Below are 14988 nucleotides of genomic sequence, written 5' to 3'. Positions count from 1 at the left end.
CGCCCCTTTGGCGTGCGCAGATTCCGAAAGCAGCATCCATGTCTCGCAAGACCACTCTTCGTCGTGCCCTCGTGGGCCTGGCCGCCGGCGCCGCACTCGCGCTGGCCGCGCCCCTGGCGGCATCCGCCCACGTCACCGTCAACCCGAACACCGCCACTCCGGGCAGCTACGCGACGGTGAACTTCCGCGTCCCGACCGAGTCGGAGACGGCATCCACCGTCAGACTCGAGGTGACGCTGCCCACCGACACCCCGCTGAGCGCCGTGCTCGTGCAGCCCGTCGCCGGCTGGACCGCCACGGTCGAGAAGGGGGCGCTGCCGGCCCCCGTCGAGGTCGACGGCAACACCCTCACCGACGCCCCGCTGAAGATCGTCTGGCAGGCCGACCCCGGCGTCGGCATCGGTCAGGACCAGTTCCAGATCTTCTCGGCCGTGCTCGGCCCGGTGCCCGACACCGGTCACCTCGTGCTGCCCGCCGCGCAGACCTACTCCGACGGCGAGGTCGTCGACTGGGCGGCCACGCCTGACGAGGTCGCCGCCGATGACACGCTCGAGCCCGCCCCGGTGCTCTACGTCAACGACGCCCCGCCGAGCGGTGAGCACAGCCACGGCCACGGCACCGCCTCCGCGGCGCCCGAGATGGAGGATGCCACGGCTGCGGCCCCGAGCGACTCGTCCGGCGTCGCGCTGGGGCTCAGCATCGCCGCGCTGGTGGTGGCTGCGGCCGGTGCCGTGCTCGGCGCGCTCGCCTTCACGCGCCGTCCGAAGCGCGGCTGATCGTGGCCTCGCGCGATCTGTTCCGCCGGGCGCTCGCCGGGGCGGTGGTGGTCGGCGCGGCGCTGACCGCCGCCCTCGGCGGGGCGTCCGCGGCATCCGCCCACGACTCCCTCGTGTCGTCGACGCCGGCCGAGGGCGAGTCCGTCTCGGCGCTGTCGGAGGTACGGCTGGACTTCAGCGCCAACCTGCTGGGCGCCGACGGCGGCAACATCGTCATCGTCGTGGGGCCTGACGGGCGTCACTACGAGGACGCCTGTGCGGAACTCGCGGGGCCCACCTTGACGGTGCCCGTCGCCCTCGGCGCGCCGGGGGAGTACTCGGTCGAGTGGCGCGCGGTGTCGAGCGACGGGCACCCCGTGTCGGGCGTCATCCCGTTCACCTCCACGGGCGAGAGCGTGTCGGCCGGTTCGGACGCGTCACCCTGCGCCAGCGCGAGCGGTGTCGCCGAGGCGGCTGCGCCGCGGGACACCGGCGGGATCTCGGGCCTGACCCTGGGCTTGGTGCTGGGCGGCGGCGTCGTGGTGCTCGTCGGCGTGCTGATCGTCGTCATCCTGCGCACGCGCAAGGACTGATCCTCGGATGCCATGACCCGGCGCTCGTGGCGGGCGCCGGGTCATGGCATGGGTGGTGAGACGCCGCGATCGTCGGCAGGTCATCACGAAGTACGCGGAGGGCCTGCTCCTCTCTGGGCCTCATCCGTCCGACTGGCGAGCTTCACGCGCTTGACGTCGCGGCCCCTGAGCCGCTCACCTCCCGCGCGACGGACGAGAAGATTCGGGCGATCTCCATGGAAGAATCGGCGCGCTGCCGGCCATGAACGGACAAGGCGAGGCGTTCACGAGCATGCCGAAGCGCGATAGTGTCCGTCGTCGCGCTGTCTGCGGCGCCTCCACACCCTTCCGTCGCTCCCTGCAGAAAGTCATCCATGAAGACATCCGTCGCTTTGCCCTCGTTCGCCGCGCTCGCGCTGTTCAGTGCAGTCCTGCTCTCGGGCTGCGCTGCACCGGCTCAGCCCGTCGACGTGTCGTCCGCGTGCGCCTCCGTGTCGACCACCACGACCCCGCCGACGTGCGAACGCCCGTACGACACGGGGGTGGCGGTACGTCTTCCCGAGACGGCCGCCGGCGCGGTCGGAGCCGTCGCGCGCGGGGGAGAGGAGTTCGTCACGAGCACGGGTGCCCGCCTCGCGATGACCGACAGTGCGCGTGACAGCGTGCTGGAGGGCGACGCATATGCGATCAGCATCTATCAGGCACAGGTCTCGGACGGCACGGTGACGTCCGTGACTCCGGTCCTGACCGTTCCCTCCGGCGTCACGCTCGCACACGTCCTCGGCGGGGCCGTTCTCGTGGGAGAGATCACGCCTTACGCGGGCGATGACGACTATGACACCACGGAGTCCCTTCGTGTGGTCGTGACGCTCGACGCGGCAGCCACCGGTGACCTCTTGCACGGCGCGATCGCCAATGCGACATCAGCTGTCGCATTGAGCGACGGCACGTGCGCGCCCGCGCTGACGGCCGCCGGCTCCCGAAACCCTCTCCAGGGCGCCTTCACGTCGTCGCTGCAGCTCTCGCGCTACCCCTCGATGCACACCTCGTTCGACGACGAGCTCGTCCTGAGCTGGTCCGATTCCTCCAGCGGGATGGGTGCGGGATTCTTCCCGTCTGTCGCCACCCTGATGGATGCCGACCCCCTGGCCGCCACGTGGGAGGTCGGCCAGCACGGCAATCCCGTCTCCGGGCCCGCCCTCGTGCTTCAGAGGTCGACTGCCACGGTGGATACGGGGCGAGCCTGCTCCTGAGCATCTCGCGCGTGCGCCGGGAGTTCACACATCCCGTCGGATGAGCGCGATCTCGCGGAGTGATGCGCGAAGGGCCTCCCGCCGGGGACGCCGGCGTCCTGCGCGAGCTAGAGGCTCTGCCCCGGCACCGAGAACGTGTCGCAGGCGTTGACGCCGCTGTCGTAGCCGACGTCGAACCAGCGCGTGCGCTGCTCGCTGGAGCCGTGCGTGAAGCTCTCGGGGGTGACCACCCCGCCGGATTCGGCCTGGATGTGGTCGTCGCCCACGGCGGCGGCGGCCGAGAGGGCATCGGTGATCTGCTGCGGGGTGGGCGGCTGCAGGTAGGGCGTGCCGTTCTCGTCGACCTGCTCGCCCGCCGCGGCGACCCACGCCCCGGCGTAGCAGTCGGCCTGCAGCTCGGTGCGTACGCCGTTGCTGTCGGGGCCGGTGCCGTTGTTCGGGTACTGCTGCATCACGCCGGTGAGGTTCTGCACGTGGTGGCCGTATTCGTGCGCGAGCACATAGAGCTGCGCGAGGGGGCCGGCCGTCGTGTCGAACTGCTCGCGCAGGATCGAGAAGAACGTCGGGTCGACGAACACGGCCTCATCCGGCGGGCAGTAGAACGGGCCCGTCGAGTTCGACGCCGTGCCGCACGAGCTCGACGTCGCCTGGTCGACGATGATCAACTGCGGCTCGCGGTACCCCTCCAGGCGCTCGGCCCAGAACTGGTCGATGTTGAGCGACGCCGCGGCCAGGCGGCAGGCGTCGTCGCGGTTGGCATCCTGTCCGGTCTCGCAGCTGGCGATTCGCTCCCCGCCGGTCTGAGGGCCGGCGGGGGCTCCGCCGCCGACCAGTCCGCTCAGGTCAGCGCCGGTGAACGCCTGGATGAGCAGCACCACGATCGCCCCGAGGCCGACCGTGCCGCCGCCGATGGCCGCCACGGTCCCGCCCCGACGCTTGGCACTGTTCCCGCCCACGCGCGCATTGTCATTGAATGTCACGACGGTCACGGTACTCGCTCGATTTCTTCTCGCGACAGGGGCTGTACCGGAGCGCGTTGTGCGGTAGCGGGCGGCGAGCCGAACCATCTCGGCCGCGACGACGCCGCCTCGCGGGAGGGTGCCGAAACATCGTCTCGATCGGCACGTGGTCGGCGCAGTCTCGGGCGTTGCGCGCAACCCCTCGGGGACGCCACAGGGCGGGCGTAGCGTCTGCACCCGAGGAGCAACGCGGCCCCGGCGTCCGCTCCTCGAGACGAGACACGGAGATCGCCATGCCAGTCACACGCCGTACCTTCCTCGCCGGAACCGGGGCGCTCGCGCTGCCCTTCGTCCTCGCGAGCTGCGGGTTCGTCCAGTCCGCCCCCGCCGAGAGACGCCAGGGCACACTCACCTTCACCACCTGGGGTACGGATGCCGAGCTCGCGGGCTTCCGCGCCGCCATCGCCGCCTTCGAGGCCGCGAACGACGGCGTCACCGTCGAGCTCAATGCCGTGCCGTACGAGCAGATGTTCACCAACATCGACGCGCAGCTGCAGGCGGGCAACCCGCCCGACATCTTCCGCGTGCCGTATTACACGTTCGGCGCGTACGCGGGGCGGGGGCAGCTGCTCGACCTGCAGCCGCTGCTCACGGCCGACCGTGAGAGCCAGTTCACCCCTCAAGCCTGGGCCGCGGTCCAGAACGGCGACGGCACCTTCGGCCTTCCGCACCACACCGACACCTCGGCGATCCTCGTCAACCTCGACCTGTTCCGGCAGGCGGGCATCGACGCCTCCGAGATCCCCACCTCGGCCGAGGACGCCTGGACCTGGGACCAGCTCGACGCCCTCGGCGCACGACTGCGCGCGGGCCTGGCCGCCGACCGCTGGCCGTGGGCCTACAACTGGCAGGGCAACGGCGTCACGCGCTGGTTCAGCCTGCTGTTCCAGTCCGACGGCGCGTTCCTCGAATCCGACCAGAAGACTCCTGCGATCGATTCCGACGCCGCGCGACAGGCGGTGGAGTTCTCGAGCTCGTTCTTCACCAAGGACTACGTGCCCGCCAACAACACCATCGCCTCGTCGAGCTACGCGGCGGAATCGTGGTTCTCGCAGTCGGTCGCGATGGTGTGGTCGGGAGCCTTCCAGATCCCGGATGCCGAGCAGACCGCCGACTTCGAATGGACGGCGACGTTCGCGCCGCGAAACGTCCGCGCCGGCAGCGACTTCGGTGGCAACGCGCTCGTCGCCACCGCGAACACGCAGCAGCCCGAACTCGCGGCGGCCTTCCTCGAGTTCGTCACGGACGCCGACCCCATGCGCGACTTCTGCCGCGCGGCATCCCTCCTCCCCACCCGCGCCGACCTGCTCACCGACGACCTCACCTTCGACGTGCGCCCCGATCTCGGACCCGTGTTCGCCGGCCAGGCGTCACTGGTGCAGCCGCAAGACGTGGCACAGGTCGCGAGTCCGTCGATGTCGGCGATCATCCCGGTGCTGAAGGAGCAGCTCGACCTCGCCTTCACGGGGGCGCAGGATGCCGCGACGACGGTGACCAACCTGCAGGTGGGGATCGGGGCGGCCACCGGTGGCTGACACCGCGGTCGCCCGGGCGCGCGTGTCGCGACCGGGTCGCCCGACGTCGGGGGAGCGGCTTCGCGCCCGCCGCCCCGGCGCCCGGCGCGAGCTGCTCGCCGCGTACGGGTTCGTCGCCCCGAACTACCTGCTGCTGCTGGTGTTCGTGCTGGTGCCGCTGGGGGGAGCGTTCCTCGTGAGCCTGCAGCGCACCGACGGCTTCGGTGCGGGCACCTTCGCCGGCCTCGACAACTACGCGCGGCTCGCGGGCGACCCGTTGTTCTGGCGGGCGCTCGGCAACACCGTGCTGTTCACCCTGCTCGTGACGCCGCTGTCGATGCTCCTGGGCCTGATCGCGGCGACGCTGCTCAACACGGCGCTCCCCGCCCGGCCGCTCTGGCGCTCGCTGCTGATCCTGCCGATGGCGGTGTCGGGTGTGGCCACCGCCCTGATCGGCGTGCTCGTGTTCGATCAGAACTCCGGCATCCTGAATCGCATCCTCACCGCCGTCGGGCTCTCGCCCGTGACCTGGCAGTCGGATGCCGTTCCCGCGTTCGCGACGATCGTGCTGGCGACGGTGTGGTGGCGCACGGGCTTCAACATGCTCATCTACCTCGCGGGGCTGCAGGGCATCGGCCCCGACCTCGTCGAGGCCGCCACGCTCGACGGGGCGAACCGGCTGCAGCGCTTCCGGCACGTGACGGTGCCGCTGCTCGGGCCGACGTCGTTCTTCCTCGTCGTGCTGAACGTCATCTTCTCGTTCCAGGTGTTCGACATCGTGTTCGTGCTCACCGGCGGAGGGCCCGGAGGGGCCACCAGCGTGCTCGTCACCTACGCGTACGAGACGGGCTTCGTCACGCGCGACCAGGGGTACGCCGCGGCGATCGGCATGGTGCTGTTCGTCTTCGCGCTCGTGTTCGCCGCCGCGCAGTACCGCGCCAGCCGCACGAAGGACGTGGTCGAGTGAGCATCGGCGAGCGCGTGGATGCCACGGCATCCGGGGCTCCTCTCGCCCCTCCCGCGGGGAGTCCGAGCCGCCGTACCCGCGACCGGTCGCGGCGCGGGGGACTGCTCGTGCGCACGCTCATCGTCGCGGTGATCGGGCTCGCGTCGGTGTCGCCCCTGTACTGGATGCTCGCGGTCGCCTTCTCGTCGCGCGCCGAACTGCTCGGCGGTCGTGAGCTGCGGCTCTGGCCGCGCGAGGTCACTCTCGAGAACTTCGAGCGGGTGTTCTCGTCGTTCCCCGTGGCGACGTGGTTCGGAAATTCGGTCGCGATCGCGGTGGTCGTGACGCTGATCTCGGTCACGACGAGCCTGCTCGCGGGCTACGCCTTCGCGCAGTTGCGCTTCCGCGGGTCGACGGCGCTGTTCTTCCTCGCGCTGGCGACCCTCGTGCTGCCGGTGCAGGTGATCATGGTGTCGCTGTTCCGCATCGTCACGGCGTCGGGGCTGTACGGCACCTATTGGGCGGTGATCCTGCCGGTCTCGGCATCCGCGTTCGGTCTGTTCCTCGCGCGGCAGTTCATGCTCGGCATCCCGCGCGAACTCATCGAGGCCGCGCGCCTCGACGGTGCGGGACACCTGCAGACATTCATGCGCGTCGTGCTGCCGCTGTCGAAGCCGCTCATCGCGGTGCTGGTGTTCATGAGCCTGCTGTCGTCGTGGAACGACTTCGCCTGGCCCCTCATCGCGCTGCGGGAGAACCGGCTGTTCACCCTGCCGATCGGCTTGCTGTACCTGCAGGGGCAGTTCGGCAGCGACTACGGCGCGACGATGGCCTACGCCCTGCTGAACGTCGTGCCGATCGCGATCGTGTTCCTCGTCTTCCAGCGGTACTTCGTGGCGGGCTTCGCGCGCAGCGGCATCAAGTGACTCGCGGGGCCCGGTGGTTCGACGGGCTCAGCCACCTGGCGGGGAGGGCCCTGGCGTGTCGAAGGGACCGCGCCGCGGTACGCGGGGCCCGGTGGCTTCGACGGGCTCAGCCGTCTGACGGGGAGGTCCGAGAGCTTCTCGGAGGGATCGGAACCAGCCGAGCCAGCGCCCTCAGCCGAGGAATTCGCGGGCGGCGACCACGAGGTTCTCGACGCCCCGGTCGATCGTCGGCTGCATGACGGGCGCGAAGAAGGGCGAGTGGTTGGTCGGGATGTCGCGCTCGATCGTGCCGCCGGCCAGCGCGTCGGCGAAGGTCTGCGGATCGACGCCGCCCCAGAACCAGAACACCAGCGGAGCGCCCGATTCGCGGGCGAACCACGACACGTCCTCGCTGCCGGTGAACATGCCCGGGTCGACCACCGACGCCTCGCCGAACGAGCGCCGGAACGCCGCGGTGAGGCGGGCCGTGGCATCCGCGTCGTTGATGGTGGGCGGCAGGGTGTGGTCGGTGGAGATGGTCGGCTCCTTCTCGGCGCCGGAGGCCTGCGCCTCGGCCCGGATGATGCGTTCGACCTTGCTCATCACGCGCGCGCGGGCGGTGTCGTCGGGGTAGCGCAGGCTCAGCTCGAGCTTCGCCTCGGCGGGGATGATGTTGTTCTTGAGTCCTGCGTGGATCGATCCCACGGTCACGACGGCGACATCGCGCGGGTCGACCTCGCGCGAGACGACGGTCTGAAGCCGCATGACGGTCGCGGCCGCCATGACGATCGGGTCGATCGTCGAGTGCGGGCGCGAGCCGTGGCCCCCGCGGCCGTGCATGACGACGGTCAGACCGTCGGATGCCGCCATCTGGGTGCCCGGGCGCACGCCGATCACGCCGGCGGGCAGCGGCGTGACGTGCTGCCCGAGCACGATGTCGGGCGTCGGGTAGCGCTCGAGCACGCCGTCGGCGATCATCGCCTGCGAGCCCGCGCCGTACTCCTCGGCGGGCTGGAACACCGCCACGATCGTGCCCGACCACTCATCGCGCGTCGCGACGAGCTTCTCGAGCGCGCCGATGAGGGCGGTGACGTGCATGTCGTGACCGCAGGCGTGCATGACGGGCACCGCGTTGCCGGCGGGGTCGGTGCCGCGGGCCGTACTGGCGTAGGCCAGACCCGTCTGCTCTTCGACGGGGAGGCCGTCCATGTCGGCGCGCAACCACACGACCGGTCCGTCGCCGTTGTCGATGCGCGTGACGACGCCCGTGCGCCCGATGCCTTCTTCGACCTCGAGCCCCAGGTCGGCGAGATGGCGGGCGATGATGCCGGCCGTACGCGTCTCCTGGAACGACAGCTCCGGATGGGAGTGCAGGTCGGTGTACAGGCTCTCGAGGTCGACGCTCATGCCCCGAGCCTAGTTCGCACCCCCGACAGCGGCGCGGGTCCGCGTGGCGTGACGGTCTCCGCGGCGGCGGCGCCGCGGTCGCCCCATCCGCTACCGGATGCCGTGGGCGCCCGCAAGCCGTCCGGCTCGGCCATGCGCGGCGGCGATGCTGGCCGCATGACGACGACACACTTCGACTACCTCATCGTCGGCGGCGGGATGGTCGCCGACACCGCTGCCCGTGGCATCCGCGAGATCGACGCGGACGGGTCGATCGGCATCCTGAGCGACGACGTCGACGAGCCCTACACGCGCCCCGCCCTGAGCAAGAAGCTGTGGACCGACGACGAGTTCACGTGGGACGAGGTGCCGCTCGGCACGGCCGACGACACCGGCGCCGACATCCGGCTGCAGACGCGCGCGACGGCGATCCGCCCCGACGCGCACGAGGTGGATGCCGCAGGCGACACGTTCTCGTACGGCAAGCTCCTGCTCGCCACCGGGGGAAAGCCCGTGCCCCTGCCCGTCGAGGATCGCTCGAACGGCGAGCGCGCCCTGAGCTTCCGCACCGCCCAGGACTACCGGCGCCTGCGCGCGCTCGCCGGCGAGGTCGACCGCATCGCCGTCGTCGGCGGGGGCTACATCGGTTCGGAGCTCGCCGCCGCGCTCGTGCAGAACGGCGTCGACACCGTCCTCGTGCACACGGGTGCCGTGCTCGGTGACGCCGTGTTCCCCGCGGCCCTCGCCGAGCGCTTCGAGAAGCTGTTCCGCGACGCGGGCGTCGAGATCGTCGCCGGGTCGAAGGTCGCCGGCGGAGACGTGGATGCCACCGGCGCCCGCCTCGAGCTCGACAACGGTGACGAGGTGCGCGCGGATGCCGTGGTGAGCGGGCTCGGCATCGAGGTCGCCGCCGAGCTGGCCGAGGAGGCCGGGCTCGAGGTCGACGACGGCGTGCACGTCGATGCGCAGCTGCGGGCATCGGTCGACGACGTCTACGCCGCGGGCGACGTCGCCAGCTACCCCGACCGGCTGCTCGGCCGCCGTCGCGTGGAACACGTCGACAACGCCAACGAGCAGGGCAAGGCCGCCGGCCGCAACCTCGCCGGCGCCGCCGAGGCGTACACGCACACGCCGTACTACTACTCCGCGGTCTTCGGCATCCGGTACGAGGCCGTCGGCACCCTGGACTCCTCGCTCGAGACCGTCGAAGACTGGATCGACGCCGAGCGCGGGGTCGTCTACTACCTCGACGACGACCGGGTCGTCGGCGTGCTGCTGTGGAACGTCGAAGATGCACGGGATGCCGCCCGCTCGGTGCTCGCCGCGTCGGACACCCTGACCCGCGACGACCTGGTGGGCCGCATCCGCTGAGGCCGGCGAGGGGCGGGCTACCCTGGACGAACGCTGCACGCCCGCGGCGAGCGAAGTCAGGAGCACCGATGGCAGCCGCCGAACTGCGTCTCTCCCTTCCCGTCGATCGCGCGAAGGATGCCGTCGTGGCAGCGCTGACCGAGCAGGGGTTCGACGTCGATGCGTCGTCGAACGCGCTCGCCGTGTCCCGCGATGCGGGCGGCGCCGCACCCGTCGCCCTCGCGGTGCACCTGTCGGAGGCGCCCGAGGGCACGCTCGCCGTCTTCGGCTCGGCGGGCGATGACGCCGAGGCCCACGAGGCCGCCCGCCTCGTCGGCGCGCGCTTGGCGCAACAGGGCCTGCTCGCCTTCGCCGCCCCCGCGGCCGGCAGCCTCCCGCCCATTCCGGCTGCGCCGCATGACACGGGATCGGCGTTCCCCTCGGTCTCGGGCTACCCGGGCGCCTCCTCGGCACCCGCGTCGGCCACCGCGGTGGTCGACAGGCCGGCGGCCCCCGCGGCTCCGGAGACGGCGCGCACCAACGTGCTCGCGATCGTCGCCCTCGTGCTGGGTGTCATCGTCCCGGTCGCGGGCATCGTGACGGGCGCGGTGGCGTTGTCGCAGATCAAGCGCACCGGTGAGAAGGGCCGTGGTCTCGCCCTCGGCGGCATCGTCGCGGGCGGGGTGCTCACCCTGTTCCTGGCGACCGTCATCATCGGCGCTCTGCTGCTCTCGGTGTTCACGGCCGCCGGTCGGTCGGCCGACCCGTACGCGCCGCCGGAGGAAGGCGGCGTGTCCGTCGCACCCGACGAGCAGGCCCCGTTCGACCCCTCCGCCCTCGTCGTCGGCGCCTGCCTCGACGACCTGCCCGGCGGGTTCGTGACCTCCGACAACATCGTCGACTGCGCGCTGCCGCACTCGTACGAGGCGTTCGGCGGATTCGACGTGCCGGGCTCGGCATACCCCGGCGACGCGGCGATCGAGGCGGCGGCCCTCGACGGCTGCGAGGCCGCCTACACCGGGTACGTCGGGGTGTCGTACCAGGACTCGCGCCTCGACTACTACTTCGTGGGCCCGACGGAGCAGACGTGGGCCGTCGGCGACCGCGAGATCTTCTGCCTGCTCTACGACCCCGAGGTCGAGCAGACGACGGGCTCGCTGGCCGGTTCCGGGCTCTGACGCGGGGGCGGCCGGGGTCGCGTCGTGCGACTATGCCCGGTTCCCGGTGGCGGGCGAGACGGACGCCTACCCGGGAGACGACGAGGTCGCGCACAGCGCCGAAGCCGGCTGCGTCGAGGCGTTCGCCGGGTTCGTCGGCCTGGCCTACGACCGATCCGCACTGGACTACGTCTACCTGAGCCCCAGCCGCAAGTCCTGGCCCATCGGCGACCGCAGCGTGTCGTGCTTCGTCACCGACCCGGTGGGGCCGGTCACCGCGACCCTGCGCGGCGCGGCGCGCTGAGCCGAGCGGCTCGGCGCCTCGGGAGCACCGCCCGGCGTGCGCCGAGGGTGATGCCCGGCGTGCGCCGAGGCGACGCCCGGGTGACGTCGTCAGTCGTGCGGCGCAGCGGTGGAGCCGCGGTCGACCAGCTCGAAAGGCAGCGTTCCCCGACCGGGTGCGGGCTGTGCGCCGTCGAGTGCGCTGAGCACGGCCTCGGCCGCGCGTTCTCCTTGACCGCGGGCGAACTGGTCGACGGTGGTCAAACCGAACCACCGGCCGAGCTCATGGCCGTCGACGCCGATGATCGAGACGTCGTCGGGTACACGCAGGCCGAGCTCGCGCGCGGCGAGGATGGCCCCGATCGCCATCTCGTCGGAGGCGGCGAACAGAGCCGTCGGGCGATCATCGCGCGCCAGCAGGCGCGCCGCCGCCCTCGAACCGCCGTCGATCGTGAAGTCGGCCGGTTCGACGTCGTACTGCGTGATCCCCGCCTCGGCGAGGGAGTCCTCGAATCCGCGGCGCCGCAGCGTCGGCACCGACGACGCCGCGTCGGTCACGGCATCCGCCCCGATGTGCGCCAGGCGGCGATGACCCAACCCGAGCAGGTGCGCCGTCGCCAGGCGACCGACGGCGAGGTCGTCGACGGTGAGCGTGGTCAGCAGGGGGTGGGGCCCGGCGATCGCGACGATCGGTACGCCGAGGCCGCGCAGCGACGCCGACTCCTCGGCATCCAGTTCGAGGGCGATGGTGATGACCGCGTCGATGCGGCGACGCCGCAGATGGTCGTCGAAGACGCGGCGGCGCTCGGCGGCGTCGGCGCTCACGCTGTAGAGCGTGATGTCGTAGCCGCGACGCACGAGCGCGTCGGAGATCCCCGCGAGCACCGTGCTGAAGAACCATCGGTCGAGGAAGGGCACGACCACCCCGACCGCTCGCGTGCGCCCGGTGGCCAGGCTCGACGCCGCGGCCGACACGACGTACCCGAGCCGGTCGGCGGCGGCGAGCACGCGGTCGCGCGTCGCCGTCGAGACGGGTCCGCGCCCGCTCAGCGTCCGCGAGACCGTGGCCGTCGACACACCCGCCGCGCGCGCGACGTCGTCGATGCCGACCACGGTGTCGCAGGGGGATGCCGCGGCTTACGCCGCCGCGATCCAGACGGTCGTGTCGGTGGGCAGCCGGTGGCCGTCGAGCGGGGCGCTCGCCACGAGCACCTCACCCGCGGGCAGCTCCACCACGTCGTCACCCAGGTTGGCGATGACCGTGAGGCCGCCGTTGCGGAACGCCACGACGTCGTCGCCGAAGCCGTCGAGCCACTCGATGTCGCCCGCGCCGAGGTTGCGGCTGCGGCGCTCGGCCAGCAGCGCACGGTAGAGCGTCAGCGTCGATGAGGGGTCGTCGATCTGCACGTCGTGCGCGAGCTCGGCCCACTCCGCGGGCTGCGGCAGCCACGACTCGCCCGTGGTGTTGAAGCCGTACGCCGGGGCGTCGGCCGTCCACGGGATCGGCACGCGGCATCCGTCGCGCCCGTAGCGCTCGCCGTTCGTGCGGAACCACGTGGGGTCCTGACGGGCGTCATCGGGCAGGTCGATGACCTCGGGCAGGCCGAGCTCCTCGCCCTGGTAGAGGTAGGACGAGCCGGGGAGGGCGAGCATGAGCGAGGTCGCCGCGCGGGCGCGGTGCAGGCCCTTCACCGGGTCGGGCTGCCCCGGCGACTTCGGGCCGATGCCGGCGCCCTGCGGGTTCTCGGCCGTCAGCGCGAGGCGCGACGCGTGGCGCACGACGTCGTGGTTCGACAGCACCCACGTGCTGGGCGCGCCGACGGCGCCGTACTCCTCGAGCGACTCGGTGATCACGGCGCGGAGCGCGGCGGCATCCCATTTCGTCTCGAGGTAGTGGAAGTTGAACGCCTGGTGCATCTCGTCGGGGCGCACCCACAGCGCCGTCTGCTTCACGGTGGGCAGCCACGCCTCGGCGCACAGCGCGCGGTCGCCGTCGTACGCGGCGAGCACCTCGTGCCACTCGCGCCACACGTCGTGCACACCGGGCTGGCCCCAGTACGGGACCTCTTCGGCGTCGCCGCCCATCGAGCCGCCGTCGGGGTCGGGCGTGAAGTCGGGCAGGCCGTCGGCCTTGATGAGGCCGTGCGCCACGTCGACGCGGAACCCGTCGACGCCGCGGTCGAGCCAGAAGCGCAGGATGTCGCGGAACTCCGCGCGCACCTCTTCGTTGGTCCAGTCGAAGTCGGGCTGGCTCTCGTCGAAGATGTGCAGGTACCACTGGCCCGGAGTGCCGTCGGCCTCGGTGACGCGCTTCCACATGCCGCCGCCGAAGACGCTCTCCCAGTTGTTCGGGGGGAGCTCGCCGTTCTCGCCCTTGCCGTCGCGGAAGATGTACCGCGCGCGCTCCGGGCTGCCGGGCGCGGCCTTCAGAGCCTCCTGGAACCAGACGTGCTGGTCGCTGGAGTGGTTGGGGACGAGGTCGACGATGACCCGGATGCCACGCTCGTGCGCGCCCGCGAGCATCGCGTCGAAGTCGTCGAGGGTGCCGAAGATCGGGTCGACGTCGCGGTAGTCGGCGACGTCGTAGCCCGCGTCCTTCTGCGGCGAGGTCTGGAAGGGGCTGAGCCAGATGGCATCCACTCCGAGGGTCTGCAGGTCGTCGAGGTGCGCGGTGACGCCGGGCAGGTCGCCCAGACCGTCGCCCGACGCGTCGGCGAACGAGCGGGGGTAGATCTGGTAGATGACGGCGGTGCGCCACCACTCCGAGCCGGGCGCCGAGGCGAGGTCGGTGCGCGCGTCTTCCTGCGTGAAAGTCATGCGGCAACGTTAGTGCAAGCGCTTGCATTCCTGTCAAGCCGTCCCTCGCTGTCGCTGTCGCTGTCGCTGCCGTCGCCGTCGCCGTCGCCGTCGCCGTCGCCGGTGCGCGCTCGCGTCGCCGTTCGCCATCGGCGGTGAGTTGCGTCATACGTTCGCGCGTGGTGCGTTCCGGCGAGCATGTGGCGCAAGTCACGGCTAGCCCGTGCGGGGACGCGTTGGCGTTTCGGCCGGCTGCGGTTGGTTGCGTCGCATGTCGTTCGGGTGGGTTCCGGTGGGCATTCGGCGCACGTCACGACGGGGGCCGTGCTTGGAGGCGCGCGCTGCGCGGGCGCGGGGGCGCGATCGGGCAGGGGCGCGGGAGCGAGGGCGCGGTTAGGCTGGGGCCGTGCCCGACGCCTCCGCCCTCACCCGCGCCGAATCGCTCATCACGAGCATCTCCGACTATCCGAAGCCCGGGATCGTGTTCCGCGACATCACGCCCCTTTTGACGGATGCCGCGGCCCTGCGCACCGTCGTCGAGGCGCTCGTCGAGCCGTTCGCCGGACGCTTCGACGCCGTCGCGGGGGTCGAGGCGCGCGGGTTCCTGCTCGCGGGTGCCGCCGCCATCGTCGCGAACGTCGGGCTCATGCCGATCCGGAAGGCCGGGAAGCTGCCCCGGCCGGCGGCCAGCGTCGAGTACGACCTCGAGTACGGCTCCGCGACGATCGAGATGCACGACGACAACGCCGCCGGCGCCCGGGTGCTGCTGCTCGACGACGTCCTGGCCACCGGCGGCACGCTGGCCGCGGGGCGCGAACTGCTCGAGGCGGTCGGCAGCGAGGTCGTGGGCATCGCGACGCTGCTCGAGATCGACGGCCTCGGCGGGCGCGAGGCGCTCGGCGGCGACGTGCACGCGGTCTTCCACGTCTGACCCGCGCGGTACGAGGCGCATTGCGCGGTGACCGCGCGGGGTGCGGGCGTCGGCGTGACCTCTCTGATCTACCCGAAGTCGGTCCCGGATGCCGGTGAGGCTGTGTGGGCCGCGCGTGGGCG

At 71.7% G+C, this 14988-nt stretch carries 14 protein-coding genes; 10 read left to right on the top strand and 4 right to left on the bottom strand.

What is annotated here, in order from left to right; all coding sequences use genetic code 11:
- Positions 1–38: 38 nt before the first annotated feature.
- From QE410_RS15480 to QE410_RS15470, 3 genes are all read left to right on the top strand, one after another.
- Positions 39–776: a YcnI family protein gene (locus QE410_RS15480; RefSeq protein ID WP_307333644.1), complete on the top strand. Its 738-nt coding sequence runs from the start codon at positions 39–41 to the stop codon at positions 774–776.
- Positions 777–778: 2 nt separating this feature from the next.
- Positions 779–1348 (top strand): copper resistance CopC family protein, encoded by a 570-nt coding sequence (locus tag QE410_RS15475; RefSeq protein ID WP_307333643.1) that lies wholly within the window; start codon positions 779–781, stop codon positions 1346–1348.
- 353 nt (positions 1349–1701) lie between these two features.
- Positions 1702–2580 carry a hypothetical protein gene (locus tag QE410_RS15470; RefSeq protein ID WP_307333641.1) on the top strand — a complete coding sequence of 293 codons (879 nt, stop codon included), beginning with the start codon at positions 1702–1704 and terminating at the stop codon, positions 2578–2580.
- Positions 2581–2687: 107 nt separating this feature from the next.
- On the opposite strand, the gene QE410_RS15465 is transcribed toward QE410_RS15470, so the two are convergent.
- Entirely contained in the window at positions 2688–3560 is an 873-nt protein-coding gene (locus tag QE410_RS15465) for a neutral zinc metallopeptidase (protein WP_307333639.1), read from the bottom strand.
- Between the two features lie 272 nt (positions 3561–3832).
- Here QE410_RS15465 and QE410_RS15460 point away from each other — a divergent pair, with 272 nt between their 5' ends.
- Genes QE410_RS15460 through QE410_RS15450 form a run of 3 tightly spaced genes read left to right on the top strand, consistent with a single transcriptional unit; the run spans position 3833 to position 6985 of the window.
- Positions 3833–5134 (top strand): sugar ABC transporter substrate-binding protein, encoded by a 1302-nt coding sequence (locus QE410_RS15460; RefSeq protein ID WP_307333636.1) that lies wholly within the window; start codon positions 3833–3835, stop codon positions 5132–5134.
- Positions 5127–6080, top strand: coding sequence for a carbohydrate ABC transporter permease (locus tag QE410_RS15455; RefSeq protein ID WP_307333635.1), 954 nt, complete (start codon positions 5127–5129; stop codon positions 6078–6080). The genes QE410_RS15460 and QE410_RS15455 overlap by 8 nt, the downstream gene beginning before the upstream one ends.
- On the top strand, positions 6077–6985 hold the full coding sequence (locus QE410_RS15450) for a carbohydrate ABC transporter permease (protein WP_307333633.1): 909 nt from the start codon (positions 6077–6079) through the stop codon (positions 6983–6985). Before QE410_RS15455 ends, QE410_RS15450 begins: the two co-directional genes overlap by 4 nt.
- A gap of 171 nt (positions 6986–7156) precedes the next feature.
- On the opposite strand, the gene QE410_RS15445 is transcribed toward QE410_RS15450, so the two are convergent.
- The gene (locus tag QE410_RS15445) at positions 7157–8371 is read right to left on the bottom strand and encodes an amidohydrolase (protein WP_307333631.1); all 1215 of its coding nucleotides are present in this window, start codon (positions 8369–8371) and stop codon (positions 7157–7159) included.
- A 156-nt stretch (positions 8372–8527) separates the two neighbouring features.
- Here QE410_RS15445 and QE410_RS15440 point away from each other — a divergent pair, with 156 nt between their 5' ends.
- From QE410_RS15440 to QE410_RS15430, 3 genes are all read left to right on the top strand, one after another.
- Entirely contained in the window at positions 8528–9721 is a 1194-nt protein-coding gene (locus tag QE410_RS15440) for an NAD(P)/FAD-dependent oxidoreductase (RefSeq protein ID WP_307333629.1), read from the top strand.
- Between the two features lie 68 nt (positions 9722–9789).
- On the top strand, positions 9790–10878 hold the full coding sequence (locus QE410_RS15435) for a DUF4190 domain-containing protein (protein WP_307333627.1): 1089 nt from the start codon (positions 9790–9792) through the stop codon (positions 10876–10878).
- A 46-nt stretch (positions 10879–10924) separates the two neighbouring features.
- The gene (locus QE410_RS15430) at positions 10925–11161 is read left to right on the top strand and encodes a septum formation family protein (protein WP_307333625.1); all 237 of its coding nucleotides are present in this window, start codon (positions 10925–10927) and stop codon (positions 11159–11161) included.
- A gap of 89 nt (positions 11162–11250) precedes the next feature.
- On the opposite strand, the gene QE410_RS15425 is transcribed toward QE410_RS15430, so the two are convergent.
- Positions 11251–12252, bottom strand: coding sequence for a LacI family DNA-binding transcriptional regulator (locus QE410_RS15425; RefSeq protein WP_307333623.1), 1002 nt, complete (start codon positions 12250–12252; stop codon positions 11251–11253).
- A gap of 24 nt (positions 12253–12276) precedes the next feature.
- Complete coding sequence (locus tag QE410_RS15420; RefSeq protein WP_307333621.1) at positions 12277–13956, bottom strand: glycoside hydrolase family 13 protein; 1680 nt, start codon at positions 13954–13956, stop codon at positions 12277–12279.
- A gap of 385 nt (positions 13957–14341) precedes the next feature.
- Here QE410_RS15420 and QE410_RS15415 point away from each other — a divergent pair, with 385 nt between their 5' ends.
- A complete protein-coding gene (locus tag QE410_RS15415) occupies positions 14342–14866 on the top strand; it encodes an adenine phosphoribosyltransferase (protein WP_307333619.1) in 525 nt (174 codons plus the stop codon).
- The last annotated feature ends 122 nt before the right edge of the window (positions 14867–14988 follow it).

The organism is Microbacterium sp. SORGH_AS_1204 (assembly GCF_030818935.1).
Taxonomy (GTDB): Bacteria; Actinomycetota; Actinomycetes; order Actinomycetales; family Microbacteriaceae; genus Microbacterium.
Note: the sequence above shows the minus strand (reverse complement) of the source record. Positions and strands in the feature narration are given on the sequence as shown.